This window comes from Microseira wollei NIES-4236 (genome assembly GCF_020521235.1).
GTDB classification, from domain to species: domain Bacteria; phylum Cyanobacteriota; class Cyanobacteriia; order Cyanobacteriales; family Aerosakkonemataceae; genus Microseira; species Microseira wollei.
This window is the reverse complement of the sequence record NZ_BLAY01000004.1, coordinates 18,908-45,234: the sequence shown is the minus strand read 5'-3', so window position 1 is coordinate 45,234 and position 26,327 is coordinate 18,908. Positions and strand designations below refer to the sequence as shown.

The window sequence follows — 26,327 nt, the reverse complement described above, 5'->3', positions numbered from 1 at the left end:
GATGTTTTTTATCTAAAGTTACTGAGCCAAGATGCAGTAAGGAAAACCGTGTTTGTAACTAACATATAGTATATGTAATTCTTCGGATAAAAGAGGGAGTTACGGAGAAACTATCGCCTTGGTGCGAATGAATTCCCGAAGGATAGCTTGCCGTAGGCGATGGCGTAAACTCCGTAATTTTATTGAGCTGAAAAAATTTTTTATATTAGATTCAGGACTTACGCGCAAGTTCCCGGTTTCTAGGAAAAATCGTTGGTTTGGTGGCGAGAGATATGCCTCCCTTCCGCTTCGCGAACGACGGTCGAAACCGGGTTTCTGGCAACGCCCTTGCGTAACTCCTGAGATTCATTCGCAAAGGTTAGCGAAGCTTCTTCATCCCTCAGATAAAGTCGAGTTTTCCAGGTGTAATCCGGTGATGGGTTGGCGCAGCATGGCGTCAACGCGATCCCAGTGGCAAGTATTATTGATCGCTAAAAGGATAAGACACTCCACTGCTGGGATGGAGAAACCCAACCGGGTAACAGCCAGGAAACCCCGTCAGTGATGACGGGAATCCCCAAGAGAGCGCGTCAGCTTTCTTGGGCAGGATGTCAACCGAGCCAACTAGAATATCACTTGATATCTAGAACTGTAATCAACAGATTGCACCAACGACATGAAAATTGCTTATCTAATGAGTCAGCATCCTTACCCCAGCTGTACTTTCATCCGCAGAGAAATAGCAGCAATTGAAGCGGCTGGAATTCCAGTCGCCCGGTTTTCCATTCGCCTTCCAGACAAAGATCTAGCTGATGAAGCGGATAAGCAAGAGCCAGAAAAAACTCGGTATATTCTGGGGGTGGGGGCGTTTGGTTTGCTCCTAGGTTTACTTCGCGTTGCGTTTGGGCGACCGCTGCGTTGGTGGAAGGCGCTACAGTTAACCGTCAAAATCGGCTGGGGATCGGATCGAGGCGTTTTAATCAATCTGATTTACTTGCTGGAAGCCTGCGTTTTGCTGCAATGGCTGTTGGATTTGGGGATCGAACATGTCCACGCACACTTCGCCACCAACGGCACCACCGTTGCCATGCTGTGCAACTTGATGGGAGGTCCCCAATACAGCTTTACAGTCCACGGTCCCCACGAATTTGATAAACCGGAAGCGCTCGCTTTACCGGAAAAAATTAAACGCGCCGCCTTTGTCGCCGCCGTTTGTTCCTATGGCAAAAGCCAGCTATTTCGCTGGTGCGACTACAAGCAGTGGTCAAAAATTCACGTGATTCGCTGCGGTGTAGACAAAATGTTTTTATCTCAACCTTACGTCCCCCTGCCAAACCAACCGCGATTTGTTTGCGTCGGCCGTTTAGGCGAACAAAAAGGTCACCTAATCTTGATCGAAGCCGTCAGCCAATTAGCTGCTGAGGGATTCAAGTTTAAGGTCATTCTTGTCGGCGATGGCCCCCTGCGAAACGAGATTGAAACCTTAATTTCACAGATGCATCTAGAAGACTATATCGAAATTACAGGTTGGGCAACTAATGCACAAGTTCAGCAACAAATTTTGGCTGCTCAAGTAATGGTGCTTCCCAGTTTTGCCGAAGGTTTGCCAGTTGTAGTCATGGAAGCGCTGGCACTTTCTCGTCCCGTTATCGGTACGTATATTGCCGGTATTCCAGAATTAGTTGAACCTGGAAAATGCGGCTGGTTAGTCCCTTCCGGATCTGCTTCTGCCTTAGCCGCAGCTATGCGTACAGTATTGCAGACACCTGTCGAAGAATTAGCAAAAATGGGCACTTCCGGTGCTGAATCTGTGGCACTGTATCATGATGCAGCTCAAGAAGCAAGCAAATTGCTCAACCTATTTCAGACTTATCTGGAAAATGGCTAATTGCTAATTGCTAATTGCTAATTGCTAATTGCTAATTGGTAATAATTTTCTAGTAGGTTGGGTTTCGTTGGCAATGACCCAACCTGCGCTCTTTGTCACAAATCTAAAATTCTTGTGGATATGGCAAATTCCACTGACGGCGAATCGCATCCATCGTTTCCATAATGCTTAATGTCTCGTCAAGCGGCATAATTTTACTTTCCTTTTCACCGCTGACAAGACAACGCATCACCTCCGCCGCTTCGTAGTTATAGCCATTCCCTTCGGGGGGTTGCACGATTTTTTTCGGTTGCTTGAGATAACTGCCAAATTGCAGATACAAACGCTGCACAAAAGGATTTTCTTTGGCAGAAGATATAATTTTTTGCTTGAAACTGGAATTGGCTGATTTTGCAGTAAATAAAGCAGCAGGGGAAAACTTGGCAATCGATATTTGATGCGGACGGTAAAATGGGGCGTGAATCCGGATTTGTCCGTGAGTTCCACTAACGATCGCTTCGTTGGAAGTTGTGGCACGCAGATTTGCAGAAAGGATGGCGATCTGTCCTTTGGAGTAGCTTAAAACCATCGCGCATTGTTCATCGACGCTTGTTTCGCCAATCGTCGCTTGACTGACAATTTTATCGGTAAAACCGAATAGGAAAAAGGCTAAAGAAAGCGGATAGATACCGCGATCCAGCAAAGCGCCTCCGCCTGATTTTAAATTGAACAAGCGGTTGTTTGGATCGAACTCGACACCATAGCCAAAGTCAGCCGTTAACGTGGTAACTTCGCCAATTTCCCCGCTATTAATTAGCTCGCGAACTTTTTGGATTAAAGGCATGAAGCGCATCCACATTGCTTCCATGCAAAACAATTGCTTTTGGCGAGCAAGAGTAATGACTTCGCGAGCTTCTTGGGCATTAATTGTAAAGGGTTTTTCGCAAAGGATGGCTTTGCCTGCTTCTAAACAGAGGATGCTGTCTTGTTTATGCCTGATTTGGGGTGTCGCGATATAAACAACATCAATTTCTGGGTCTTTAACTAAGTCTTCATAGCTGCCGTATGCTTTTGGTACGTTCAATTGGCGGGAAAACTCTTGAGCTGTGGATAATGTTCGCGATCCCACTGCTAGCAATTGAGCATCTGGCAAAAACTTTAGTCCTTGGGCAAAATCTCTAGCAATTTTGCCCGTGCCCAGAATTCCCCAGCGAATAATTTTTGAGGTAGATACCATAGCCTGAATCGCCAAATTATGAGGTGAATTAAATTAAGATTTTGCCCAAGGCATGGGCGCAATCGGGTCAAAAGACGATGAAAGTTTGTAAGGCGCGCCTGTTTCGAGAGCGTTTTGAATTGCCAGCACTATTTCATTGTTGTGCAGGGAATATCTAGGGGAAAGCCTACAGGGGCGTTTTTGAGCGATCGCTTCTGCCATTTCTGCCACACCTCTACAAAAGTCCATTTGTTGGGACCCCTTATATCCAAATTTGGGCGGTTTTCTCACCAGGGGATATTTTTGCTTCCACGGGGTGATAAAAGTTTTCCGCCGTATGGTGAGCATCCGCTTAATGTAAACCGGATCGCCATAGTACCAGCAATCATCGATTCCCAGTATTCCTTCATCGCCGATAATCTTCAACCCATGGTCGTGGGGAGCAACGATACTGCACGTCAATCTTGCCACTATTCCTGATGCAAACTTAATGCAAGCAACGGAAAAATCCGGAGCATTAACCTCTAAGGGTACATCGGTTTCCTTATCTGGAATCAAGCAGGATGAGAAAGCCGTAACTGTTTCTGCCGGTCCAAAGAATGCAGTCAGCCAAGTGACGTAATAACCCGCATGTTCTAAGGTACAACCGACTTCAAATTCATCCTTATATGGCCAAGGAATACCCGATTCGCTGATCCATTCTTTGTAACGCATTCGGTGAACGAGTCCGTCGTCCATTTCGGCATAAACGAGTCGAACTTTTCCCACGACATTTTCTCGCAGCGCCTGCCAAATTGTCTGAGCTGTTTCGCTCAGGATGCTGCATGGTGCTGAAGCAATCAGCAATCCCCGTTGCTCTGCCAAGTTGACGAGTTCCTCTGCCTCGGAAAATTCCATCGCCAGAGGCTTTTCGGAATAGACGTGCTTACCTGCTTCCAAGCAAGCTTTAGATACGGAAAAGTGGCTCCTGGGATTTGTTAAGTTTAATACAATATCAACGCTGCCATCTTCCAGCAGTTGTTCTAAGGAATCGTAGACGGGAACCGAATGGTAAGCGGAAAACTTAGAGGCGCGATCGCTATTGCGATCCATTACTCCCGCTAACTTTAGCTGCGGATGGTTTGGCAGCGTTTTCAGGTAATAGTCAGCAACAAAGCCGCAGCCAACTATCGCAATACGCATCAACACTCCTTCGGTTAGGACACCACTCAAATGCATTCATTGTAACAAGCTTTGGTAAATTCGGTTGTTTAATTGGCGATTTCTGAATCGGAGCGCATCCCCTAGCGCTGGCACAGCATGTTAATTTTAATTAATTCTTCCCTCAATTTCTTTGATTATTTCCTCTATTTGGTAGGACGAACATTGCTGAGAATGCACGGTTGATGAATTAATGCGCGAGCTTACAATAACTCTGACGGATAACAGAGCAATCGCGCTGTCCCAAACTTCCATGATTTTAAGGCAAAATCCAGTTTTCCAGTTGTATTCCACGAATGCGTTCGCGCAGCGTGGCTAAAGCCGTATTGTATCGTCTTACACGCCTAACGGTAAAATGGAGATAAACTAGAGCTAAGACTGTAGGAGAGACTGATTGAAACTGCCGAATTATGAACTGGCAGTTGTGCCACAACAAAAGATTACAGACTATCTACTGTCGCCTACCCACCCCGACGGACGCAGCAAGGAAAAGTTTTTTACCGCATTTGGTTTTTCACTAGATGATTGGGAGACTCTGAAAAATGCTTTACTACGCCATGTCGCCTTCCATGATGTTACTAAGGTTGAAGATTCACCTTTCGGAACTCGCTATGTTGTGGAAGGATCTCTGCTGACACCAGATAGTAGAAACCCTTTAATTCGTTCTGTTTGGTTTGTTGAAACAGGTGAAATTATTCCTAAGTTTGCTACTGCATATCCACTGAAACGGAGAGAACAATGATTCAAGAACTCGATAGGGTAATTCTTACAACTAATCTTGCAGAGTACAGTTTAGAGTCAGGTGATATAGGTACAGTTGTTTTGGTACATCAGGGGGGACAAGGATATGAGGTTGAGTTTATGACGTTGGATGGTGAAACTGTGGCAATTGTTTCTCTTTACAGCGATCAAGTCCGTCCTATTAGTACCAGGGAAATTGCTCATGCGCGGGTGATGAATTAGTGCGCGAGCTTACAATAAATCTGACGGATAAAAGAGCGATCGCTCTCCCCAAAACCATTCCCTTCACCCATCTCCCTGTGCGGTTAACAGCCTTTGATTAATTTAAGGCTGACTCTGCCTCTTGAATAGAGTAACTTAATAATTCACTTTTAATCATGTCTTTAGTTACTACCGGACATTTTATCTTCCACTTGGACACAATTTCAAAATAACCTGCGGCATCTTCCAGGCAATACTCAAACATATTTAATAAAATTTCTATCCAACCCTGTTTTCGGAAAAATACTCTTTTAGGATTGCGGCGGAAGTAACTCCCATCGATTTTTTTCTTGACTTCTATTCCCAAGGATTTAAACAAACCATTTAAACCTTTTGTTTGAGTATACTGGACGCAATCTCTGAGATCGAATAGTTGGATTTCAATTGGATTTGAGTATATATTCATTGGCTTTAATCTACTTTTCAAAGTAGGCAGATCGCTGCCCTTTATGTTAAACCCAACAAAAATTTTATCCTTCAATCTGTAAAAGTCTTTCAGAATCTGCTTAACCAGAGTCTTCTCTTCAATTTCAGATTCTAAAAAATGAATTTTTATATACTGCTGCTTACTGGATCTAAGAATACGAGTAATAGTATAACCATATATCCTTCGGACTGCCTTTCCCTTTACATAATCCAGCCAGAATTCTAGAGCGAGGAAAACTATATCGTAAACAGAGCCATTATAAAAATTGTTGACGAATTTACCGTCTAGTTTAACTTCTAGCTTATACATATAAAATTATCAGGATAAAAGCTCAGGCTAGCGTACACCATTTACAATAAGAATAAAAACCGCAAATATACACAGATAAACACCAATAGATACGAGTTATCCACGTATATTTGCGGTTGTAGCTTTTGGCGTTTTGTAGCTACAAAATCCCTGCCATTCAAACCACCTCATCTTGTAGTTTCTCCTCCACCCACAAATTCAAAAGATTTTCAGCAGACATACCTCTACGTTCTGCGACAGCACTGATTTTTTACGATAAACTTTTATCAATGCCGTAATATGTCACCTTCGATTTAGGGCCAAGATTAATTGTAAATTCAACCGGATAAGTTTGCTCCCAATACTCATCCAGACTATGCTCATCCCAAAACTCTCCTATTTCCTCATAAGATGTAGCATTGGAAATCGAGCTTCTAGTTATTTCGGTATCTTTTTCGTTCGGCATTGTCCATGTCCCTCGCAGATAATATTAAGGCGTTTTTATCTGGCTTATATATAAAGTAAACAATTAAGTACCGTCCCGAATCAGTTTGACCCAATGCAGCATAAACATTTTCATTTTTGCGGGTTCCTTTTTCAACAAATCGGATAGTTGGAGAATTGTTAAAAACTTCTCTTACCTCTTGCTCTTGGACATGCTTGCGAGCGAGTTTCTCAACAATCCTATCCAGTCAGATTAAATCAAATATTTCCAACTACAATTATATCTCCTTTTTCCCCGCTCCGAGATGCACTTGTCTAATGCGCCTCAACACCCTACTGTTAGTTTTAACGCTGACTCTCTAACTTCCTCATTTCCCTTTGTACGCTTACCGCTATTTGCAATGCTTCATCCAGAATTTGTCCATGTTCGCTAGCTTGATCGCTGACTTGCAAAGCTGTCAAAGCTATTAAGTTGTTGGCAAACATTTCTGGATTACTCTCAATAAAGCTTTTGTTTTCTCTAAGAATTCTTTCTGTTTTTAACCCCCTGACTAAATCAGATCTGGTAATTTCAAGAGCTTCAATTACTTGTTTTCTGTTACTTAAACCAATCGCTGGGTTTCCAGCTTCTTCTAGCCTATCCTTAATATCTATAGCCTTAACGATCGCATTATACCTCTCTACCTCTTTCAAAATATTTACTAGATGTTCGCTTGGCTTTTTGGTCAATAAAATCTTTAACATATTTCTTTCTACACCAGATGAATTTAGTTTACTTAATAAACTTATCACTATCAATAACCAACAGGCAAAAATGGTTGTATTTATTTGAAAAGCGAGAATTAAACTAAAAACTAGAAAAGCTAACAAAACAATAACAGACAAAATTATTACATATTTATACTTTACAGATAATTTCATTTCATCAACAGATACACCAGTCAAGCGTTTTAGGTCTTTTTTAGTAATTGCCAAACCCTCTAGATCGCGTCGCATAGCTGCATACTCCGAAAATTTATCCAGCCCCCACTTAGGAAAAACCCAAGCGGGGGCTAATATCACATTACTTCCATCTTAATGCACTAACTCAATTGCGCGTTTGGTCAACGCCTCAGCAGTTAATCCATTAAACGCCATTAATTCACCAGCACTGGCAGTAGTTTCCCCGCGCTTCCAAGCGAAAGTATCGCGCTTGCAAGTACTCCGCAACATGATAGGTTCCAGCATCCCAGCAGCGCCACCCGTGACGCAAATTAGCGCATCGCCATCAAATAATTCGGCGAATTTAGCATCGTCTAAAAAGCCGCCATCGGGTTCGGAACAAGTATCCCAAGCTACATCGCTGGGACGATATAAGCGCCGAGGATTGACAACAGAAACAATTCGCACGCCAATCTCTTCTGTTTCCAGATAAGCGGCAGCTTCAAATACTGGCAGCAGTGTCATATCGCCAATCACGGCAAATACAACTTTCTTGCCAACTCCACCATTCGGTTGTGGCGGATCGATTTCTTGCAAAATTACGGCCCCGTCGCGCAATGCTTGGCGAGTTTGTTCAAAAGTAGTGTGAATTGGCAGGGGAGATTTGCTAGCAGTAATCACAACTCCCTTATTCTTAGTTGTCAAACCCCATTCGTAACAAACTTGAATGCTATTTGCATCGGGTGGGAATAAAGGAAATACATTTCCATTCCGCATCATCGCCGCGAAATAAGCTTCAATTTCCGGACGTTGGTGGGTCCATCCGTTGCGCCCTTGTTCCAATGCCCCGGCTGTAAATAAAGTAATTGTAGACGGAGTAGGACGGCGCAATTCTGCCATTGCTTGCGTTACCGTTTGCCAAATTGGTAACCCGTTGATCGCAAAAGATTCGTAAGAACACCACAAAGTGCGGCTACCCATTAACGCCAAACCTGCTGCTAACCCCGCACAAGCATCTTCGCTCAAAGGTTCGTAAACTTGTCCGCCTGGTGCTTGGTTGTACAAGTCATCAGTTGTCGGGTGGATAATCTTCAGCGCTTGGTTAATATTGGCAATTCCAGATGCTTCGTTACCGTCGGCATTGGTGACTAAATAGTTTTTATCGGTTTGTCCTACATGTGCCACTAAACGCCCCATTGCTGTGGTAGAAACTTTGGGATGTTCTTCGCCAACGGCATATTCTTCTAAAGGCAATTCGCCTAATTCTGGCAAGGGTAATTCAAATTCTGTCACGACGGTTTTCGCCGCTGGTCCACCACCGGCGCGTTCGCAATTTGTCCGCACTAATTGCCAAGCTTCTGGAGGTAATGCACGGGTTTTCAAAGCGCCGATCATGTGGGGACTATCGAGGGTATCTTTGGCATAAAGGTTGTGGGATTTTGCTCCCCGTGCGTGGACACCCGCGCCTTTGAGTTGTTTAATAATAAATGCGGTTAACTTACCGCTGAGGGCAGAACGAGCGGCTTCATCAATTCCTACAAGAACTGCTTTAGTAAAAGCAAGTCGTTGTTGGAAAGAAAAAGCAGTACTATCGACGTAATCTCCGGGTTGATTTTGGTCGTCGAAATCTTTGGCATCAACTAACACGACTTCTTCAAACCCGTTACCGTGCCAGTATGCCATCATTTGTTCGTTGGTTTTGAGCGACACCATGCTGTGGTGTTCCTGGGAATATCCATTCCAAACCAATACGGGTAAAAAATTTGTCACTCCCGGATAGGCGGTGTGGAAGTGTGCCATACCGCTCATAATGTAAGGTTCGCCCAAACCCCCATCGCCGACGGTGAAGGGGAATAACTTATCTTTGTGGAGTAAAGCAGCTGCCATTGCGAAGTGTTCCCCTTGTCCCAGGGGGCCTGCGGGTGCGAGAATACCGGGAATGTAGCCAGAGAGGTGTCCTAAGAGTCCGTGTTTTTCCCGGAAGCGATCGCGCAACTGTTGCACCGTATTTATCCCCATGTCCTCTAGCGACCGATCCAAGAACATGGCACTATAAAATCCGGGCGCGTGGTGTCCCACTTCCGTAATAATGTTCTTGTAACCCAGCATGACCAACGCCGCGTAAGCTTCCGCTTGCGAAGCAAAACCCCCTGGGTGTCCAGATGCTTTACTTCCCGTAACTTGCAGCGTCAAATAGCGCAAGGCGTCGGCATAAAGTAAAGTTTGGTAAACGGCAGCCGCATCGGTGGGGTCGGCGATCGCTACACTCCCCTCCCCAATTGCCGGTGTTTTCCCGTAAGTCTCAAAGTCCGCGATCGCTTCACCAAAATACTGAATTCCCTCGCAAAAATTCGGAGTCGCCGACGTTGCCTTTGGTGTTGTTGCTGTCATGCTTATTACCTTAATCTCTCTCTAGAGAACCGTAGCTGCTCGATTGATTTAACAAAAATTTTACAACTTTTATGTTGCAAAAGTTGATGATTGATAAGTAATACAAAGATAAATTAAGGAAAAGCTGAAAATGTGCAATTTTGTGGTATATAAAAATCCCGCCGTTGATTTGGCTTCTCGTGACAAAGGCGATCGGGCGGAATTTGAGATGGAAATTCAGCTTCTATTTCAGGACTTACGCAGGACGAGCCTAGAAACCCGGTTTCTTGCGGCGATATTTAGTTTTAAAGCCACGATTTTTCCTAGAAACCCGGTTTCTTGCGGCGATATTTAGTTTTAAAGCCACGATTTTTCCTATCACCTTTGTTTTTTTGCGAAATTCAGCTTCTACAGGACTTACGCACGCGGGGCCAAAAACCCGGTTGAGGCTGAACCTCGACCCTCTCAACCCCAGATTAATCGATTTCACCAAAGTTTTTTTGCGTAAGTCCTGTATTTGAAATTGGCAATTGTTCTAGTGTCCCACCCAGGCAAGTGATGACAAAAGGGTAAGATTTCAATTAAAACAGATCTAAACAAAACTTAAACTTTTGCCAGTTCAAACAAAGAGACTTAGCCCCAAACAGACGCCATGAAACTACCACCCGGCCCGAAAACGCCAGCAATGCTACAAATGATCCAGTGGATCGCGCGCCCGATGCAGTTTATGGAAGAATGTGCCAAACGCTACGGCGATATCTTCACCGCACGGGTCGCCACGGGCTTGATGCCTGTAGTATTTGTTAGCAACCCCCAAGCGCTGCAAGAAATTTTGACAGGGGACACCAAGCAATTTGAAGCCCCCGGCGAGTCGAACAAGATTATGGAACCCTTGCTGGGGAAACAATCGGTGATTGGGTTGAGTGGCGATCGCCACCGTCGCCAGCGCCAGTTGATCATGCCTCCGTTTCACGGCGAAAGGATGCGAACCTACGGCGAGGTGATTGGGGATGTTACCGAACAAGTGATGAACCAGTGGCAGAAAGGCTTACCTTTCTGCGTCCGCACCTCGACCCAAGCGATTACCCTGCGGGTGATGATGAAAGCCGTGTTTGGTCTGAATGAAGACTCGCGAGGCGAAAAGATCGAGCATCTTCTGACTGCAATGATGGATGAGATGAGTTCTCCCTTCAGCGCCGCCATGCTTTATTTTCCAGCTTTGCAAAGAGATTTAGGGCCGCTGACTCCTTGGGGAAAATTTCTGCGCCGTCAGCAGGAAACTGACAATCTGCTTTACGAGGAAATGCGACAACGTCGGGCGCAACCCGATTCCTCGCGCACAGATATCCTTAGCTTGCTGATGTCTGCGCGGGATGAAGCGGGAGAACCGATGACCGATGAGGAATTGCGCGATGAGTTGATGACGCTGTTAACCGCAGGTCACGAAACTACAGCCACTGCGATCGCTTGGGCATTGTACTGGATTCACAAACTACCATCGGTACGGGAAAAATTACTGCAAGAACTCGATAGTTTGGGCGATAATCCAGACCCAGGCGCTATTTTCAAATTGCCCTATCTCAATGCTGTTTGCAGCGAAACATTGCGGATTTATCCGGTTGGGATGCTAACCTTCCCAAGAGTGCCGAAAGTGCCTGTTAAGCTAGGCGGTTACGACATCGAACCGGGTACGATCTTGATGGGTTCAATTTATTCAACTCACCAGCGGGAAGATTTATATCCAGAACCCAAACAATTTAAGCCAGAACGCTTCCTAGAACGGCAATATTCACCTTATGAGTACTTGCCTTTTGGCGGTGGTGCGAGGCGGTGCATTGGTTATGCCTTTGCCTTATTTGAAATGAAAGTGGCACTGGCTAAAATACTCTCGCGTTATGAACTGGAACTTGCTGACCATCGCGAAATTCTACCGACACGGCGGGGTTTGGTTTCAGCACCGAATCGTAGCATTCAGATGGTGGTAAAAGGTGAGCGTCCCGTGAAGTCGCGAACTCTTGAGGCCGTTTCTGGTTGAAGCTCAGGTAGCAGATTATAGCGGTTTGCGACTTGGTGGAATACAGCTCTTGTGGCCTTAGTTTGTATAGCGGCACCCTTAAGGGTGCCGCTATACAAACTAAGGCCCGTCTACACGGGCTATTAATTTACGAAAAATCAAGTGTATTCTATTAAGTCTCAATCTGTCGTTACCAACGTCGAAGCTGTCGTTACCAACGTCGAAGCTGTCGTTACCAAGGTTGAAGCTGTCGTTACTAACGTCGAAGCTGTTGTTACTAACGTCGAAGCTGTTGTTACTAACGCTCAAGGGATCGTGGGAGGCATTTAAGCTGTCGTTATTATTGTTCCAGGAACTGTAGGTTGGGTTGAACGCAGTGAAACCCAACACTCGCAGGTTGGGTTGAGGTACGAAACCCAACCTACGCCTGGAGCTAAATAATTAGGGAGAGGAAATAGGGAGAGCGATCGCTAGGCTCGCAGGTTGGGTTTTGTGCCTCAACCCAACTGGTTGAAGCTCAGGCTAGCAGAGTGGAGATCGCGCTGTTGCACATAACTAAAGTAAGCGCGATCGCGCCCCTTTTTGGTACGCTGTTCCCTAACCGGAAGTTTCATGGTGGCGAGTTGCTTATGACCCATTTTGGTATCATCTGTCCTCCAGCAATCGGTCACCTCAACCCGATGTGCGTCTTGGGTCGAGAATTACAAAAACGCGGTCATTGCGTCACCCTATTTGGGATACCCGACATTCAACCAAAGGTGATGAAATCGGGATTAAACTTCTCGACGATTGGAAAAGATGCATTTCCTGCCGGAACCTTGGAGCAAAAATATAAACAGTTGGGTGAAATGAGCGGACTGGCTGGGTTGAAATTTACAGTCAGTTTGATCCAACAAGAAACAGCCATGCTTTTCGGCGAATTGCCAGAAGCCGTTAAAGCTGCCGGTGTGGAAGCGTTGCTAATCGATCAGGTCACCCGTGCAGGTGGAACGGTTGCTGATTTCCTCAATCTTCCCTACATCACCGTCTGTAATGCGCTGTTGCTGAACCAGGAAGCTGGAGTTCCCCCATTTTTTACCCATTGGAGTTACAGCCAAGCATGGTGGGCGCGTCTGCGTAACCAAGCGGGGAACTTGCTGATCAACCGCGTTACGCAACCCGTTTGGGATATAGTTGTCCGGCAGCGCCAGCAATGGAATTTACCCCCCTATTCCAGCCGCGAGAATGGTTACTCCCAACTGGCTCAAATCTGCCAGATCCCAGTAGAGTTTGATTTCCCGCGAGTTGGTTTATCTCGGTGCTTCCATTACACCGGGCCGTTTCAAGATTCATCTGGTTTAGAACCCGTTTCTTTCCCATCTCTTTCTTTTCCGTTTGAAAAATTGACGGGTCAACCTCTGATTTACGCTTCTCTGGGGACTTTACAAAACCGGAAATGGGAAATTTTTCATACTATTGCTGAGGCTTGCATCGGATTGGACGTGCAACTGGTAATCTCTTTGGGAAATCCAAACATTCAGGCATCAGACTTAAAGCTACCCGGAGAGCCGCTAGTGGTTCCGTTTGCACCCCACCAGCAATTAATTGAACGCTCCAGGCTGATTATCACCCATGCTGGCATGAATACCATACTGGGGGCATTAAGCAGCGGCGTGCCTATCGTAGCGATTCCAATTACAAACGAACAACCTGGAATCGCTGCTCGTCTTGCCAGAATTGGTGTCGGAGAAGTGATGCCTTTGAAACGCTTAAACGTTCCCGCACTCCAAAGTGCCATCAAGCAAGTGCTAAAAGAAGACTCTTTTGACACTCCCCGGCCTGAAGGCACGGGGATTCTTAAGACATTACGGTCTTAATATCCTTGGTAACAAGGTTCCCAGGCTCACCACCTTTGTCGCTACGACGTGGTGATTTCTCCTTACGATGTTTCGGGCGTTTAGCGGTTTTACCCGCAGGTTCCGTCGAGTCCCGGCGTACCACTTCTAATGCTCTGTCTCTGATAGTTTTCGCAGCAGAAATATCAGCGTGAGCAAAAAATCCACAAGCCGAACAGATGAACTTTTCACCATCGCGGTTGCTGCGGTCAACATGTCCGCAATTTCTGCATTCCGTGCTGGAATGTTTTGGATTAATCTTGATGGCGATCTTTCCTTGCTTCGCAGCGAGATACTCGATCTTTAAGATTAATTCATTCCAAGCAGCATCAGAGATAGCGCGATTTAATCCAACTTTTCTGGATTGTCCGTTTGGTAAAAACCTCCCGTTTTCTTCATCTTTCTTCACCCGACATCGACGCAACATGCCGGATACGTTTAAATCTTCCAAGGCAATAGCATCCACTCGTCGGGAAACAATAGTTTTTGCTACCCACCATTGATAAGCTTGTCGCTTATCCGCAATCTTTTTATGCAGGCGTCCTACCAAATGGCGTGCCTTTTTTTGTTGATTGCTGCCTTTAACCTTACGATTAACTCGTCGCTGTCTCGTCTTTAGTAAGTGTCTGGCTTTCTTATTGTTGCCAAACTTAGGATTGGGAAATTGATATCCATCAGAAAGATGTACCAACTTGGTAATTCCCAAGTCACATCCGATCACACATCTGACTTCGGTTAAAGATTTAGTAACTATGTCTGGTACGGTTTTATCCTCGATCAAGAGCGATACATACCATCCATCTTGGCGTTGGCGGATTGTCGCCACTTTAATTGTAAAACCGCTTGGAACAGGTCTGGAGTTGTAAAATCGCATCCATCCCAACTTGGGTAAATAAATCTTACTCCCTTGAGTTTTCACCCCCATTGCATAAGTAAATGATGTAAAGTTGCTGCGATTTTTGAATTTGGGAAAACCCCGGCCTTCAAAAAAGTTCTTGTATGCGATATCCAAGCGCTTGACATTCTGTTGCAGTACCGTCGAATCAATCGCTGCATACCAAGGTCTAGCTACTTTTAGTTGCGGTAATGCGGTAATTTGAATATCACGACTCGCTGCGGCGAGGATTCTTGGTATTTTCAGTACCTTTCCACGGTTCTCCTGTAGCGCCATTCTTGCTGACAAAACAGGTTAATGGACTGGCAGGAGCTTTTGTTCTTAGGTCGCTGTACTCTCCCTGGATGAATTGCTGATTGTATTGACTAATTCTGTCGCCCAAGCACCAGTTGTAATGACACCTAAGCATGTTTATCCATTGCTCCATCTTTGAGCTTTGGGTAATGTTTGGCCTCAATTTGTAAACGTAATTTGTCAGCAATTTGCGTCAAGAGGCTAGTTGGTTTCTGTGATAATCTTACCCTGACTATTGTTGGGTTTCAAGCAATAAAAACTAAACTTTAAATTTGTTAGTCAGGGCAAATTCGCGAGACTGAAGTCTCGCGCGGTCACCCCGGTCTGAAGACGCGGGGTTTTCGCGGACTACTCTATAAAAAGAACGCAGCTCGGTTACAACAAGCCATTCGCCAAGCAGGGGGAGTGAGTCGCGCCGCCGATATTATCGAACAGGCAATATCTACAGGCAAGCCCGTCTTGGCTCAAACATAGTAACAAGAAGGCGGATAGAGAGGATTTTTCACCTGCCTCACCAGCCGTTGAAACAGCGATCGCACCTCCACGTTTGCTAGGTTAGTTTCAGGAAAGTAACGATTTTTAACAAAACCGATGAAACTACCCCCTGGGCCAACAACGCCCCGATATATACAGCTACTCCAGTGGATCGCTAACCCCTTAAATTACCTTGAAACCTCTGCGGAGCGCTACGGTGAGATTTTTACAGCGCGGTGGGGCAATATTCCACCTTACGTGCTATTGAGCAACCCAAAAGCAATTCAGGAGGTTTTGACCGCAGATCCAAGACTATTTGAATCTGGTTCGGGCAATTACATCTTACAACCGATTGTGGGAAATAACTCAATCGTATTGCTGGATGGAGAACGCCACCAACGCCAGCGCCAGCTGTTGACGCCTCCGTTTCACGGGGAAAGGATGAAAGCCTACGGCAAGCTGATGTGTGAACTGACTGAACAATTAATCGGTCAGCAGCGTAACGGCTCACCCTTCCCCGTCCGTTTTGCCATGCAAGAAATCTCCCTCCAGGTAATTTTAAATGCTGTATTTGGCATTCACCAGGGGCAGCGTTACCAACAACTAAAAGACCTTTTTACATCGCTGCTAGATGCAGTGAGTTCTCCCCTCAGTTCCAGCTTGCTGTTTTTTCAGTCGCTTCAGGTAGATTTAGGTGCTTGGAGTCCTTGGGGACACTTTGTCCGCAGACAGCAACAAATTGACCAACTACTCTATGCCGAAATTGAGGAACGCAGAGCGCAACCAGACCCATCTCGAACTGATATTCTGACATTGCTGATGTCTGCTCGCGATGCAGAAGGTCAGCCAATGACCGATGAAGAGTTGCGCGATGAATTGATGACTCTGCTATTTGCCGGTCACGAAACCACTGCTTCTTCCCTAGCCTGGGCATTGTACTGGATTCACAATTTACCAGAAATTCGCGACAAACTGCTCAAAGAGTTAGATACCCTTGGTGGTGAGTTAGACCCCAATGCCATTACCAAACTGCCCTACCTGAACGCAGTTTGCCAAGAAACGCTGCGAATTTACCCAGTCGCAATGGTGATTTTTCCTAGAATTGTGAAATCCCCCTTCCAACTAATGGGATATGAATTTGCACCGGGTACGGTGATTTCTCCCTGCGTTTATTTAACCCACCATCGCGAAGATATCTACCCCGAACCAAAGCGTTTCAAACCCGAACGTTTTCTAGAAAGGCAATTTTCACCTTACGAATATTTTCCCTTTGGTGGGAGCGATCGCCGCTGTATCGGCATGGCATTTGCCCAATATGAAATGAAATTAGTACTCGCAACTATTTTGTCTCGCTGGGAACTCGCACTTGCTGATAAACATCCCGTTCGTCCCGTCCGCCGTGGCGTCACTTTAGCGCCCCCTACCAGTCTCAAAATGGTTGTAACAGGTCAGCGAAAAGCAGTCAAAATTCCGGTGCAAGTTTAAGAAAGAAACCGGGTTTCTTTGAGCATACCTTCGCCAAAATAGCCGCACCCTTAAGGGTGCGGCTATACAAACAAAGCCCGCCTACGCGGGCTTAGTGGGTTTCAAGCCCACGTAGGTGGGCTTTGTTTGTGTAGCCCCAGGCTTTAGCCTGGGGGCTGGGGGCGTTGCAGAAAATTGGCGAAGGTATTGTTTAAGCAACCGAGTTTCTTTATTGGTATTACCAATTTCTGCCGTCATATTCCCCCCTCGATAGATAGATTGTCGCTCAAATAATTTATTCTGTCGCTATACGGATACTCTGCCCCTATGAGACAACTTACAGTAACAATCAGGGCAACGTATTTATAGGGCAGATAACGCACTTATGCCAGATTTAGGAGAGCAGGCGATCTCAAAAGCCGCAGAAATTGGATTAGCCAGTCAATTGGATGAAGTCGAAGAACTGAATGTAGACATTCGGACTAATCCGATTAAGCTAATTCAAGGCGAATTAGAATCAGTTTCAATTGAAGGCAAAGGTCTGGTAATGCAACAAGACCTGCGCGCCGAAGAATTAAAGGTAAATATCGATAATATTGCCATTAATCCCCTCAGCGCTGCCTTTGGCAAAATTGAACTGAATCATCCCACTGAAGCCGAAACTTATGTGGTTTTAACCGAAGCAGATATCGACCGCGCCTTTAATTCAGAATTCCTCAGCGAAAAACTGCAAAACCAAAAGGTACATGTCAACGGTAAACCGATGACCATTGACACAAAACAGGTGGAATTTCGCTTACCTGGTGAAGGAAAATTTGCTCTCAAAGCCGATGTTTTTATGCAAGAAACCGGCGAGACTAAGCAAGTTTCTTTTACCGCTGTACCGCGTATGCGCGAAGGTGGAAATCGCCTATCCCTGGAAGAAGTTCAATACGCCGAAGGCGAAGAAATCTCCCCAGAACTTACCCAAGCTTTGTTAGAGCAATCTAGCGAATTGTTAGATCTGCGAAACTTTGAACTACAAGGCATGTCGCTGCGCCTGAAGCATTTAGACGTGCAACCAGGTAAGCTAACGCTGCAAGCAGAAGCTTTGGTGACGCAGTTCCCATCATCGTAATGTCAGATTTAAGATTGCAGATTTAAGATTTTATTTGAATCTGCAATCTTTTAATTCAAAATCCGATCCCCCCCCTGCCCCCCCTTGATAAGGGGGGGGTGACCACATCTAAAATCTAAGATCTCAAATCTCAAATCTCAAATCTCAAATCTCAAATCTCAAATCAATATTATGCCAGACAATAATCTAAAAATAGAAGAACAAGCGCTTTCCCAAGCAGCGGAAATAGGAATAACCAGCCAACTTGAGGCAGTCGAAGAAATTAATGTAAACGTCCGCACCGATTTGCTGAAAATGGTTCAAGGAAAGGCGGATTCGGTTTCGGTTGTGGGACAAGGTTTGGTCGTACAAAAAGATATTCGCGTGCAGGAAATGGAACTGCATACCAGTAATATTGGTATCGATGTTTTAGGCTCTCTTTTTGGCGGCGAAGTTGAATTAGACCACCCCACCGATGCTAGTATTCGCGTTGTCTTAAAAGAAGCCGATCTTAACCGAGCGATGAATTCAGACTTTGTTCGCCGCAAGATGCCATCGATAGATTTGCATGTGGATGATGGATTGGTGACTTTGAAACCGCAACAGATGGAAATGCAATTACGCGGTAACAACCAAATAATGTTTAGCGGCGAATTCCTGATACAAAGTGAGGTAAAAAGTGAATAAATTGCCTTCACTGCAAGTGCATTACCTCGTACCGAAGAACATCCCATATTGCTGCAAGGGCTTTACTGCACCAAAGGAAAAGGTATTTCAATCGAATTTGCTCATGCTTTGATGAAAAAGGCAAAGGAATTGATGAATTTACCTTATTTTGAATATGAAGGATCGGCTTTTCGGATCAAGAATTTTGTCGTGGGAGAAGGTAGTTTAACTCTGGAAGTGGAAGCTTATATGCGTCAAATACCTTCTTTATAAGTAGGTGCAGGTAAATAAAGTGAAAATAGTTATTCCAAATATTGGGCAGGCAGGATGCCTCCCCCACAAGATGTTTCACTCTCTTGTGGGGTGGGGGAGGCAGGCAGGATGCCTCCCCCACAAGATGTTTCATATCATGTCAGGCTTTTCACTCATAATTAAAACTCTCCGCGTCTCCCCGTCAGGAGCTTCCGGTGCGTCAGTCCTAATTATGGGTATTCAACCGGACATGATATCACTCTCTTGTGGGGTGGGGGAGGCAGGCAGGATGCCTACCCCACAAGATGTTTCACTCTGTTGTGGGGTGGGCGTCCCGCCCGCCCAGTTTTCAATTTATTTATACCCACCTACTTAGAAGTAACAATCTCTACAATTGGACAGATTCTTTACATTTATTTATCCTTTTAGTATCGAGGAAAGACAATACCGTCTGGAGCAACACAAATGCAAACCTATGATGTTGTAATTATTGGTGCAGGCCATAATGGTTTAGTCTGCGCCGCTTATTTACTCAAAGCCGGATATAGCGTTTTATTACTAGAAAAACGTTCGGTTCCCGGTGGAGCAGCTACAACCGAGGAAATCATGCCGCAGGAAGCACCGGGTTTTAAATTCAACCTCTGCGCCATCGACCACGAATTTATTCACCTGGGACCAGTTGTTGAAGAATTAGAACTGGAAAAATACGGATTAGAATATCTTTTCTGCGACCCGGTTGTTTTTTGTCCCCATCCAGACGGAAAATATTTCCTAGCCCATCGCGACCTGGACAAAACTTGTGCGGAAATTGCCCGCTACAGCGATCGGGACGCCAAAAAATACAAAGAATTCACCCTATTCTGGCAGCGCGCGTTAGGGGCAATGATTCCCATGTTTAACGCACCGCCAAAATCGATTATCGATATTGCAGGCAATTACGACATTCAAAAGCTGAAAGATTTATTCTCGGTCATCGGTTCGCCGAACAAAACATTAGACTTTGTTCGCACGATGTTAACCAGCGCCGAGGATATGCTGAACGAGTGGTTTGACGAAGAATTTCTCAAAGCACCGCTGGCGAGGTTAGCTTCTGAATTAGGCGCGCCTCCCTCGCAAAAAACCCTGGGAATCGGTGCAATTATGATGGCAATGCGTCACAACCCCGGTATGGCAAGACCGAGAGGCGGGACGGGTGCTTTGGTAGAAGCATTGCTGCGATTAATTAAAAGGTTGGGTGGAGAAGTTCTCACCGACCAACATGTCGATCGCGTCTTGGTTGATAATGGAAAAGCTGTCGGCGTTCGGGTGGCAAATGGCACGGAATACCGCGCCACAAAAGGCGTTATTTCTAATATCGACGCGCGGCGCTTGTTCTTGCAATTAATCGATGAAAGCGATGTGGATGCAGCAGATCCAGAGTTGCGGGAACGGTTAGATCGTCGCATTGTTAATAATAACGAGACGATCCTCAAAATCGACTTAGCAATGAACGAACCGTTACGGTTTGAACATCACGAACACAAAGATGAATATTTGATTGGTTCGGTGTTAATTGCTGACTCGGTGCGGCAAGTTGAAATTGCTCACAGCGATCCATCTGTTGGTAAAATTCCACTAGAAGATCCTTCGATGTATCTAGTGCAACCGACGATGTTAGATCCATCGATGGCACCCGATGGCAAACATACAGTTTGGATCGAATTTTTTGCCCCTTATCGAATTGCTGGTTTAGAAGGAACGGGTCAATACGGCACGGGTTGGACGGATGAACTGAAAAATAAAGTCGCCGATCGGGTGATTGATAAACTAGCAGAATACGCGCCAAACGTGAAGACGGCAACCTTTGCGCGTCGCGTCGAAAGTCCGGCAGAATTAGGAGCGCGTTTAGGCGCTTATAACGGAAATTACTATCACATCGATATGACTCTCGATCAGATGGTATTCTTCCGTCCATTGCCGGAAATTGCTAATTACAAAACGCCGATTGATGGACTGTTCCTCACGGGTGCTGGAACTCACCCCGGTGGTTCGGTTTCTGGAATGCCGGGACGCAATTGTGCTAGGGTATTCTTGCACGCGCAACAACCGATTGCCCAAACTTTAAAGGATGCACGCGATTCGATTAAATCCACAGTTGAATCGGTGTTTAGAATTATGTAATCGGTAATCGGTAATGGGTAATCGGTAATAAAATACTTTTTATCCATTACCAATTAGCAATTAGCAATTAGCAATTAGCAATGACAAATCGCGTTTTAATTATTGGGGGAAGCGGCAGAATTGGCAGCAGTGTGGCGGCGGATTTGGTCGCTCATACACAGGCAGAAATTACGATTACTGGGAGAAACCCAGTAACCGGAAATGCGGTCAGTTCTAATCTGGGGTCGCAAGTACAGTTTCTGACGTTGGATTTGGCAGATAAGGAATTGTTGCAAGAAGCGATCGCTCAATCCCAAATCGTCATCCACTGTGCTGGTCCATTTCACTACCGCGATGCTAGCGTCCTCAAAACTTGCATCGAAAATCGCGTAAACTACCTCGATGTCAGCGACCACCGCTCTTTTACTGTCAAGGCACTAAACTATCAATATGAGGCGGAAAAAGCCGGGGTTACGGCTATTGTAAATACGGGGATTTTCCCCGGTATTTCTAATAGTATGGTGCGGCACGACGTTGAGCAATTGGATAGTGCGGATCGCATCCATTTAAGTTATGTGGTATCCGGATCTGGGGGTGCTGGTATTACGGTGATGCGGACGACATTTTTGGGGTTGCAAAATCCCTTTGAATGTTGGATCGATAGCAAATGGCAGGTGGTAAAACCTTATAGCGATCGCGAAACGGTTACCTTCCCTCCCCCCTACGGGAAAACTGGCGTTTACTGGTACGATATGCCAGAAACTTTTACGCTTCCAGATACGTTTCCGGTCAAAACGGTGATTACTAAATTCGGTTCGGTTCCCGATTTTTACAATTATCTTACCTGGTGGGTGGCTAAAACTTGGCCCGCTAGCTGGTTGAAAAATTCTGCCGTTATCGAGTTTTTAGCCAATGTTAGCTATAAGATGACCGGAGTAAGCGATCGCTTCACCGGCATAGGCGTCGCCATTCGCTCTGAAGTCACGGGGATTAAAAACGGTCAACCGGCGATTTATTGCTCAACTTTAGTCCATGAAAATGCAGCCGCAGCAGCAGGTTGCGGCACGGGTACGCTGGCTGAGTTAATCCTCGATGGAAAACTGCACAAACCCGGTGTTTGGGCAGTGGAACAAGCATTGCCAACCGATTTGTTTGAACAGGTAATGCCAAGTCGAGGCATAGAAATTCAGGGCTGTTTTTTGTAAAAAAATAAGGCGCATTCGTAGCAAATACGCCTCGCAAATTATTGTTAATAGCCCTTCTTCAAAGTTGCTAGTTATAAACTGGGTTGCTGAAATTGCTAATGGCTAACTGCTAATTGCTCAAAAATTTTTTCGGCTATTAGCCATTAGCTATTGATAACGAGATAACTAACAACTTGAGTTATCTATTGGTCAATTAGATCAATGGCTTTAATGGGATGGGCAACGTTTCCATTGGTAATGGTCACGCCCTTGTCTGTGGTTGTGCAAATAATAATGCCAATGCTGATTCCCTCGATTCAGTGAGCGGATATATCTAATTCGAGCCGAATGAGTTACCACCGTGCCGTGTCCGCAATAACCGCTACTATGAGCTTCAGAGGGTTTGGCGAACAATAAACTTCCACCCAAAGAAATTGTTATCAAAGCCGATAGAACTGCCAAAGGCTTAGTAAGCATAAAACCTCCATAAAAGTAGTCAAAAATTAACTCGTGCATCAGCCAAGTTCGAGATTAGTTGCCAGCATGTTTTCTGGCCCCTCATTTCTATAGACCGCGCAGGCGGTCTTTGTTTGTACAGCCGCACCCTTCAGGCTGCGGTATAAAGGGTGTTATAGCAACCGCAAAGGCATAATATTTGATATCAAATATTCATTTTCAAGGCATTACTAACCTGGCTAAAGTAATGCAGTGCTAACTTGAATCGAAAGATGCTTTTAATCTATAAATATAGCTGTTGATCTACCCTAGTTACCAGTCGCTTATTCGAGTGACACCCGTTTGTGGTAGCTCATTTGAGTCACACTTGGATCGCAACGTTAAGTTATAAAACATTTGCTAGCGCCTGAAACAAAATTTATGTATTTTAAGATACAGAAATTTTTATGATTATCCCCTCTGCCGAGGCGGCGCGGATCGCCAGAAGATCGGTCAGCCTTGGTGGTGTGTGGCTCTTTGGGAGGAAAAAAGATGAAACTCGACACCTGTCAAGCAGATGTTGTTCGCCATCCATGCTGTAATATTTGGTCAAAAGAGTCTGATTTCGATGGGTCTGAGCCTTACCAAGCTTCCACCTGGGTACATCTGATGGAACTTCCCAGTCCCATGAGCCATGACGAAGCGTTACTTTTGTGTCAGCATTCAGAAAATGAATGGATCGTCTGGATACCCGATTATGGCGAAGCAGTACTTAACGAGCGTCAATTTTGTCTTGCGTATTAGATATTGGGTAATGGCGTTCCCAGGCGACCGCGTGGGTCATGAGGGTAATGGGTAATGGCAGATCGACCTATTTCCTATTAACTCAAGTTGCTAGTTATAAACTGTGGCGGTGGTAATTGATAATTGGATTATTTGGCTGTGGAATCACCAGACAATTATCCATTACCAGTTACCTATTACCTAACGCTTGTTGCTAGTTATCTTTTTAGGGCCCAAGACAGGCTAATGGCTAATAGCTAATGGCTGGTAGAACCGAAAAATATTCCCATTAGCAATTAGCAAGCTGGCGATTAGCTTCTGCTGTGCAACCCACGATAGTTATAACTAGCAAGGGTTACCTATTAGGTAAAAATGCTTTCTTGTTCGGCTTGAAAAATATATTCGTAGTCGAAGACTAAAGATTTGAGGTGACGAATAATAGAAAACCCAAAATCAATCACCGTATCTGTTGTGAAGGTAGCGATGACTATCTCGGTCAGCTTTTTATCGGTGACGTTGGGTTTTTGAATAAAATAACCGTGTTTATCAAAAAATACTTTTTCATTTTTGGGAATCACTAATTTGTTGAGTTTATGAGCGAGTTGAATGGGTTTGATATACTCTTGAATAAATCGGGATGGATATTTTTGCAAAGAAGCTAATCTTTCGTGCTGCGACCAACTCATTTTAAACATCATCTTAAAGAGTTCAAAACCCAAAATATAATTAAAAACACTATTTCGTTCTTCGGTATTGCTGCATAAGCGCAAGGCGGATTCTAAATACCGCTCCGGCTGGCGGCGCGTATCTTGAGCCGAATGGATATAAAACTGTCTCACATAGATTTTTAACAGGGATTCGCTGAGTTCGGTTTGAATGTTAAAGGCTTTTAGATAGCATTGGACTCGGTGTTGAGTATCGCGATCGCGCAGGGTTCTGGCAACTAAGCCATCGGCGGTATAATAATCTAAAAATTCGGCTTGGACTTCAGGAGTTGCTGCACAAATTAAATGACACAAAGATAAAACGTAGCGGCGTTGATGCCAAGGCAAACTTTCAGCCCATTGTCTCGCGGCGGGAGGGAGTTTATCCAGCATATTTTCTGCCCTCATATATTCAGAACTGGATTTGTGCGTAACGTTGGGTTCTGTCATAACTTCTAGAAGTTAAAAGCGAGACGATCTGGTGAAAAAACGAAGCGGTTGGTTTAAGCGATCGCGAACTACGAACGACGACACACGAACCGTACACGCAACTTGAATCGAGAACAGCGAATCAGAATTATAGGACTTACGCAAACACCAAAGTTTCTATGAAACTAGAGATATGCCGACCGCACGCACTCGCGTTCGCTGCCAAGTTACTTTGGTGATAGGTTCCGAAGAGCGTAAGTCCTGAATTATTCCACCTGACTCGCGTTTTGAGCGGTATTCCCAGAACTCCCCCAGAACACACACACCCCAGTCTGACGCATTTTGCAGCTTTTGCGCCAGCGAGATTGCATACCTGCTCGACTCTCAGACATATAAACAGATAGCAACGTCAAACTATTAACCAATATGCTCAAAATCCTCGAAGCTCCAACTCTGCCGATTCAAGCACTCCAGAGGTTTTCTGTGGTTGGATGTGCCGCTTTGATCTATGCTGGTACTCATCCGATCCTGGCAATAGACAACCACAGGACTTACCCACGACGAGCCTATCACCAAAGTTTATGCGTAGATCTTTAGTTGCCAAACCGACGATTTTTCATAGAAACTTTGGTGTTTGCGTAAGTCCTGAACCAGATCAAAGTGACTGCTCCCTCTGTTACCAGCAAAGGGAATTGGCGCATCGATCTCGCCTTACACCAGCCCGGAAGCTACCGTTTGTCAATTATGCTGGATAGTGACCGGATAGACCTGGCAATTCAGGTAGTTGCAGCAAAACCTCAATCTAGCGTACCTACCCTGGAACAGTTGGTGCGAGAAGCTGATGAAAAAGGGTTTTCTCACCGACCTTTGGGTCTGGGTAAAGTTCCCTGCTTTCGCAATCGAGGAGAAATTGAAGTTAGTTCCTATGCCAAAACTGATGAAGCGACGTTTTTTAGCTGGGTGCGAGAAGTATTAACAGAAACAGAAATGAAACAGTTTCAAGAGACTTTTGATTTTGATGGATCTGCCAGCTATGAATTTGCTCGGGTGAGGTTGAATCTATTCAATGGTGCTGCGGTTGATTCCGTTAAAAATTCCTACCATTGCGGAACTGGGGTTACCTAAAGTATTTCAACAGCTCTGCCATTATCAAAAAGGTTTGGTTCTGGTTACAGCTGCCACTGGGTCGGGCAAATCTACAACTTTGGCTGCAATGGTGGACTACATTAACAAACACATGCCCAAGCATATCATTACCATCGAAGACCCAATTGAATTTGTCCATCAAGACCACAAATCTGTTCTTAGTCAGCGGGAAGTAGGCATTCACACCCTGGATTTCAATCGGGGGTTGAAGGCAGTATTGCGAGAAGATCCAGATGTAATCTTAATGGGAGAAATGCGCGATCGCCACACCGTCAACACTGCCCTCCAAGCTGCTCAAACCGGACACTTGGTATTTGGTACGCTCCATACCAACAGTGCCGTCAAAACTATAGATCGGATCTTGAATATGTTTGAACCATATGATCAAAAACTTTTGCTCGTTCAACTCCCAGAGTCCCTCGTAGCTGCAATAGCTCAATCTCTAGTCCGAACTACTGATAGCAAACGCGCCGCCATCCACGAAATTTTGCTCAATACAGATACGATCAAAGACTTTATCCGCCCCAGGGAAGTTGAGGAAACTGAAGCACCGATGAAAGAAGGTAGTTTCTCCGGCATGTGTACGATGAATCAATCGATTTACAACCTGTATAAGTCAGGTCACATTACCAAAAAGACTGCCCTAGACCCATCGCCAAAAAGAAACGAATTGGATATCTTAATTCCCAGTAGCGGCAACCTTTAGGATGTTTGAGTTTTTCTATTCAGATCTGGCATCAGTCTCCCAACCCGCCCGGAAATAA

At 45.1% G+C, this 26,327-nt stretch carries 26 protein-coding genes and 1 pseudogene; 16 read left to right on the top strand and 11 right to left on the bottom strand.

From position 1 onward, the window contains the following. Window positions 1–655: 655 nt before the first annotated feature. Window positions 656–1,867 carry a glycosyltransferase gene (locus tag MiSe_RS02505; RefSeq protein WP_226574166.1) on the top strand — a complete coding sequence of 404 codons (1,212 nt, stop codon included), beginning with the start codon at window positions 656–658 and terminating at the stop codon, window positions 1,865–1,867. A gap of 103 nt (window positions 1,868–1,970) precedes the next feature. Here MiSe_RS02505 and MiSe_RS02500 read toward each other — a convergent pair whose 3' ends face one another. Both MiSe_RS02500 and MiSe_RS02495 read right to left on the bottom strand, forming a co-directional pair. Further along, window positions 1,971–3,083, bottom strand: coding sequence for a Gfo/Idh/MocA family protein (locus MiSe_RS02500; RefSeq protein WP_226574161.1), 1,113 nt, complete (start codon window positions 3,081–3,083; stop codon window positions 1,971–1,973). Window positions 3,084–3,116: 33 nt separating this feature from the next. After that, window positions 3,117–4,244 (bottom strand): Gfo/Idh/MocA family protein, encoded by a 1,128-nt coding sequence (locus tag MiSe_RS02495; protein WP_226574159.1) that lies wholly within the window; start codon window positions 4,242–4,244, stop codon window positions 3,117–3,119. 412 nt (window positions 4,245–4,656) lie between these two features. On the opposite strand from MiSe_RS02495, the gene MiSe_RS02490 reads away from it, so the two are divergent. Next, window positions 4,657–5,004, top strand: coding sequence for a DUF6883 domain-containing protein (locus MiSe_RS02490; RefSeq protein WP_226574156.1), 348 nt, complete (start codon window positions 4,657–4,659; stop codon window positions 5,002–5,004). Further along, window positions 5,001–5,225 (top strand): DUF4926 domain-containing protein, encoded by a 225-nt coding sequence (locus tag MiSe_RS02485; protein WP_226574154.1) that lies wholly within the window; start codon window positions 5,001–5,003, stop codon window positions 5,223–5,225. Before MiSe_RS02490 ends, MiSe_RS02485 begins: the two co-directional genes overlap by 4 nt. 97 nt (window positions 5,226–5,322) lie before the next feature. Here the strand turns inward: MiSe_RS02485 and MiSe_RS02480 are convergent, their stop codons facing one another. The 5 genes from MiSe_RS02480 to MiSe_RS02460 all read right to left on the bottom strand — a co-directional run bounded on the left by MiSe_RS02480 (window position 5,323) and on the right by MiSe_RS02460 (window position 9,735). Continuing rightward, window positions 5,323–6,000 (bottom strand): ribonuclease H-like domain-containing protein, encoded by a 678-nt coding sequence (locus tag MiSe_RS02480; protein ID WP_226574151.1) that lies wholly within the window; start codon window positions 5,998–6,000, stop codon window positions 5,323–5,325. A gap of 250 nt (window positions 6,001–6,250) precedes the next feature. After that, complete coding sequence (locus MiSe_RS02475; RefSeq protein ID WP_226574138.1) at window positions 6,251–6,445, bottom strand: BrnA antitoxin family protein; 195 nt, start codon at window positions 6,443–6,445, stop codon at window positions 6,251–6,253. Beyond that, a complete protein-coding gene (locus MiSe_RS52510) occupies window positions 6,414–6,590 on the bottom strand; it encodes a BrnT family toxin (RefSeq protein ID WP_373872739.1) in 177 nt (58 codons plus the stop codon). Before MiSe_RS52510 ends, MiSe_RS02475 begins: the two co-directional genes overlap by 32 nt. Before the next feature lie 178 nt (window positions 6,591–6,768). After that, a complete protein-coding gene (locus MiSe_RS02465) occupies window positions 6,769–7,485 on the bottom strand; it encodes a hypothetical protein (RefSeq protein ID WP_226574135.1) in 717 nt (238 codons plus the stop codon). A 12-nt stretch (window positions 7,486–7,497) separates the two neighbouring features. Next, window positions 7,498–9,735, bottom strand: coding sequence for a phosphoketolase family protein (locus tag MiSe_RS02460; protein ID WP_226574133.1), 2,238 nt, complete (start codon window positions 9,733–9,735; stop codon window positions 7,498–7,500). A 130-nt stretch (window positions 9,736–9,865) separates the two neighbouring features. On the opposite strand from MiSe_RS02460, the gene MiSe_RS02455 reads away from it, so the two are divergent. From MiSe_RS02455 to MiSe_RS02445, 3 genes are all read left to right on the top strand, one after another. Beyond that, window positions 9,866–10,069, top strand: coding sequence for a hypothetical protein (locus MiSe_RS02455; protein ID WP_226574117.1), 204 nt, complete (start codon window positions 9,866–9,868; stop codon window positions 10,067–10,069). A gap of 297 nt (window positions 10,070–10,366) precedes the next feature. After that, a complete protein-coding gene (locus MiSe_RS02450; RefSeq protein WP_226574114.1) occupies window positions 10,367–11,749 on the top strand; it encodes a cytochrome P450 in 1,383 nt (460 codons plus the stop codon). A 141-nt stretch (window positions 11,750–11,890) separates the two neighbouring features. Beyond that, window positions 11,891–12,058 carry a hypothetical protein gene (locus MiSe_RS02445; RefSeq protein WP_226574111.1) on the top strand — a complete coding sequence of 56 codons (168 nt, stop codon included), beginning with the start codon at window positions 11,891–11,893 and terminating at the stop codon, window positions 12,056–12,058. Between the two features lie 167 nt (window positions 12,059–12,225). Here MiSe_RS02445 and MiSe_RS02440 read toward each other — a convergent pair whose 3' ends face one another. Continuing rightward, the gene (locus MiSe_RS02440; RefSeq protein ID WP_226574095.1) at window positions 12,226–12,366 is read right to left on the bottom strand and encodes a hypothetical protein; all 141 of its coding nucleotides are present in this window, start codon (window positions 12,364–12,366) and stop codon (window positions 12,226–12,228) included. Between MiSe_RS02440 and MiSe_RS02435 the strand changes: the two genes are divergently transcribed. Next, a complete protein-coding gene (locus tag MiSe_RS02435; RefSeq protein WP_226574092.1) occupies window positions 12,358–13,584 on the top strand; it encodes a glycosyltransferase in 1,227 nt (408 codons plus the stop codon). The two genes, MiSe_RS02440 and MiSe_RS02435, sit on opposite strands and share 9 nt — an antisense overlap. Here MiSe_RS02435 and MiSe_RS02430 read toward each other — a convergent pair. Further along, window positions 13,565–14,773: an RNA-guided endonuclease InsQ/TnpB family protein gene (locus MiSe_RS02430; RefSeq protein ID WP_226574089.1), complete on the bottom strand. Its 1,209-nt coding sequence runs from the start codon at window positions 14,771–14,773 to the stop codon at window positions 13,565–13,567. The genes MiSe_RS02435 and MiSe_RS02430 overlap by 20 nt on opposite strands. Then, window positions 14,706–14,924 (bottom strand): hypothetical protein, encoded by a 219-nt coding sequence (locus tag MiSe_RS02425; protein ID WP_264196281.1) that lies wholly within the window; start codon window positions 14,922–14,924, stop codon window positions 14,706–14,708. The genes MiSe_RS02430 and MiSe_RS02425 overlap by 68 nt, the downstream gene beginning before the upstream one ends. A 458-nt stretch (window positions 14,925–15,382) precedes the next feature. Between MiSe_RS02425 and MiSe_RS02420 the strand changes: the two genes are divergently transcribed. The 8 genes from MiSe_RS02420 to MiSe_RS02385 all read left to right on the top strand — a co-directional run bounded on the left by MiSe_RS02420 (window position 15,383) and on the right by MiSe_RS02385 (window position 23,305). Next, window positions 15,383–16,750, top strand: a complete 1,368-nt coding sequence (locus MiSe_RS02420; RefSeq protein ID WP_226574083.1) for a cytochrome P450 — start codon at window positions 15,383–15,385, stop codon at window positions 16,748–16,750. 364 nt (window positions 16,751–17,114) lie between these two features. Beyond that, window positions 17,115–17,846 carry an LmeA family phospholipid-binding protein gene (locus MiSe_RS02415; protein WP_226574079.1) on the top strand — a complete coding sequence of 244 codons (732 nt, stop codon included), beginning with the start codon at window positions 17,115–17,117 and terminating at the stop codon, window positions 17,844–17,846. A gap of 171 nt (window positions 17,847–18,017) precedes the next feature. Continuing rightward, complete coding sequence (locus MiSe_RS02410; protein ID WP_226574076.1) at window positions 18,018–18,512, top strand: LmeA family phospholipid-binding protein; 495 nt, start codon at window positions 18,018–18,020, stop codon at window positions 18,510–18,512. A 48-nt stretch (window positions 18,513–18,560) separates the two neighbouring features. Next, a complete protein-coding gene (locus MiSe_RS02405; RefSeq protein ID WP_226574073.1) occupies window positions 18,561–18,764 on the top strand; it encodes a hypothetical protein in 204 nt (67 codons plus the stop codon). Window positions 18,765–18,783: 19 nt separating this feature from the next. Beyond that, a complete protein-coding gene (locus MiSe_RS02400) occupies window positions 18,784–19,119 on the top strand; it encodes a hypothetical protein (protein ID WP_226574070.1) in 336 nt (111 codons plus the stop codon). Window positions 19,120–19,208: 89 nt separating this feature from the next. Continuing rightward, the gene (gene crtO, locus MiSe_RS02395) at window positions 19,209–20,903 is read left to right on the top strand and encodes a beta-carotene ketolase CrtO (protein WP_226574067.1); all 1,695 of its coding nucleotides are present in this window, start codon (window positions 19,209–19,211) and stop codon (window positions 20,901–20,903) included. Window positions 20,904–20,983: 80 nt separating this feature from the next. Beyond that, window positions 20,984–22,087, top strand: coding sequence for a saccharopine dehydrogenase family protein (locus tag MiSe_RS02390; protein WP_226574064.1), 1,104 nt, complete (start codon window positions 20,984–20,986; stop codon window positions 22,085–22,087). A gap of 966 nt (window positions 22,088–23,053) precedes the next feature. After that, on the top strand, window positions 23,054–23,305 hold the full coding sequence (locus MiSe_RS02385) for a hypothetical protein (protein WP_226574061.1): 252 nt from the start codon (window positions 23,054–23,056) through the stop codon (window positions 23,303–23,305). 341 nt (window positions 23,306–23,646) lie between these two features. On the opposite strand, the gene MiSe_RS02380 is transcribed toward MiSe_RS02385, so the two are convergent. Then, the gene (locus MiSe_RS02380) at window positions 23,647–24,438 is read right to left on the bottom strand and encodes a cobyrinic acid a,c-diamide synthase (RefSeq protein WP_226574058.1); all 792 of its coding nucleotides are present in this window, start codon (window positions 24,436–24,438) and stop codon (window positions 23,647–23,649) included. Window positions 24,439–25,152: 714 nt separating this feature from the next. Here MiSe_RS02380 and MiSe_RS02370 point away from each other — a divergent pair. Continuing rightward, window positions 25,153–26,269, top strand: a pseudogene (locus MiSe_RS02370) (type IV pilus twitching motility protein PilT). Window positions 26,270–26,327 lie beyond the last annotated feature (58 nt).

Bases quoted from the DNA above. Each gene is read 5' to 3' on its own strand.
- MiSe_RS02505 (WP_226574166.1), top strand. From the start codon at position 656: ATGAAAATTGCTTATCTAATGAGTCAGCATCCTTACCCCAGCTGTACT.
- MiSe_RS02500 (WP_226574161.1), bottom strand. From the start codon at position 3,083: ATGGTATCTACCTCAAAAATTATTCGCTGGGGAATTCTGGGCACGGGC.
- MiSe_RS02495 (WP_226574159.1), bottom strand. From the start codon at position 4,244: ATGCGTATTGCGATAGTTGGCTGCGGCTTTGTTGCTGACTATTACCTG.
- MiSe_RS02485 (WP_226574154.1), top strand. From the start codon at position 5,001: ATGATTCAAGAACTCGATAGGGTAATTCTTACAACTAATCTTGCAGAG.
- MiSe_RS02480 (WP_226574151.1), bottom strand. From the start codon at position 6,000: ATGTATAAGCTAGAAGTTAAACTAGACGGTAAATTCGTCAACAATTTT.
- MiSe_RS02475 (WP_226574138.1), bottom strand. From the start codon at position 6,445: ATGCCGAACGAAAAAGATACCGAAATAACTAGAAGCTCGATTTCCAAT.
- MiSe_RS02460 (WP_226574133.1), bottom strand. From the start codon at position 9,735: ATGACAGCAACAACACCAAAGGCAACGTCGGCGACTCCGAATTTTTGC.
- MiSe_RS02455 (WP_226574117.1), top strand. From the start codon at position 9,866: ATGTGCAATTTTGTGGTATATAAAAATCCCGCCGTTGATTTGGCTTCT.
- MiSe_RS02450 (WP_226574114.1), top strand. From the start codon at position 10,367: ATGAAACTACCACCCGGCCCGAAAACGCCAGCAATGCTACAAATGATC.
- MiSe_RS02435 (WP_226574092.1), top strand. From the start codon at position 12,358: ATGACCCATTTTGGTATCATCTGTCCTCCAGCAATCGGTCACCTCAAC.
- MiSe_RS02440 (WP_226574095.1), bottom strand. From the start codon at position 12,366: ATGGGTCATAAGCAACTCGCCACCATGAAACTTCCGGTTAGGGAACAG.
- MiSe_RS02430 (WP_226574089.1), bottom strand. From the start codon at position 14,773: ATGGCGCTACAGGAGAACCGTGGAAAGGTACTGAAAATACCAAGAATC.
- MiSe_RS02425 (WP_264196281.1), bottom strand. From the start codon at position 14,924: ATGGAGCAATGGATAAACATGCTTAGGTGTCATTACAACTGGTGCTTG.
- MiSe_RS02420 (WP_226574083.1), top strand. From the start codon at position 15,383: ATGAAACTACCCCCTGGGCCAACAACGCCCCGATATATACAGCTACTC.
- MiSe_RS02415 (WP_226574079.1), top strand. From the start codon at position 17,115: ATGCCAGATTTAGGAGAGCAGGCGATCTCAAAAGCCGCAGAAATTGGA.
- MiSe_RS02410 (WP_226574076.1), top strand. From the start codon at position 18,018: ATGCCAGACAATAATCTAAAAATAGAAGAACAAGCGCTTTCCCAAGCA.
- crtO (WP_226574067.1), top strand. From the start codon at position 19,209: ATGCAAACCTATGATGTTGTAATTATTGGTGCAGGCCATAATGGTTTA.
- MiSe_RS02390 (WP_226574064.1), top strand. From the start codon at position 20,984: ATGACAAATCGCGTTTTAATTATTGGGGGAAGCGGCAGAATTGGCAGC.
- MiSe_RS02385 (WP_226574061.1), top strand. From the start codon at position 23,054: ATGAAACTCGACACCTGTCAAGCAGATGTTGTTCGCCATCCATGCTGT.
- MiSe_RS02380 (WP_226574058.1), bottom strand. From the start codon at position 24,438: ATGACAGAACCCAACGTTACGCACAAATCCAGTTCTGAATATATGAGG.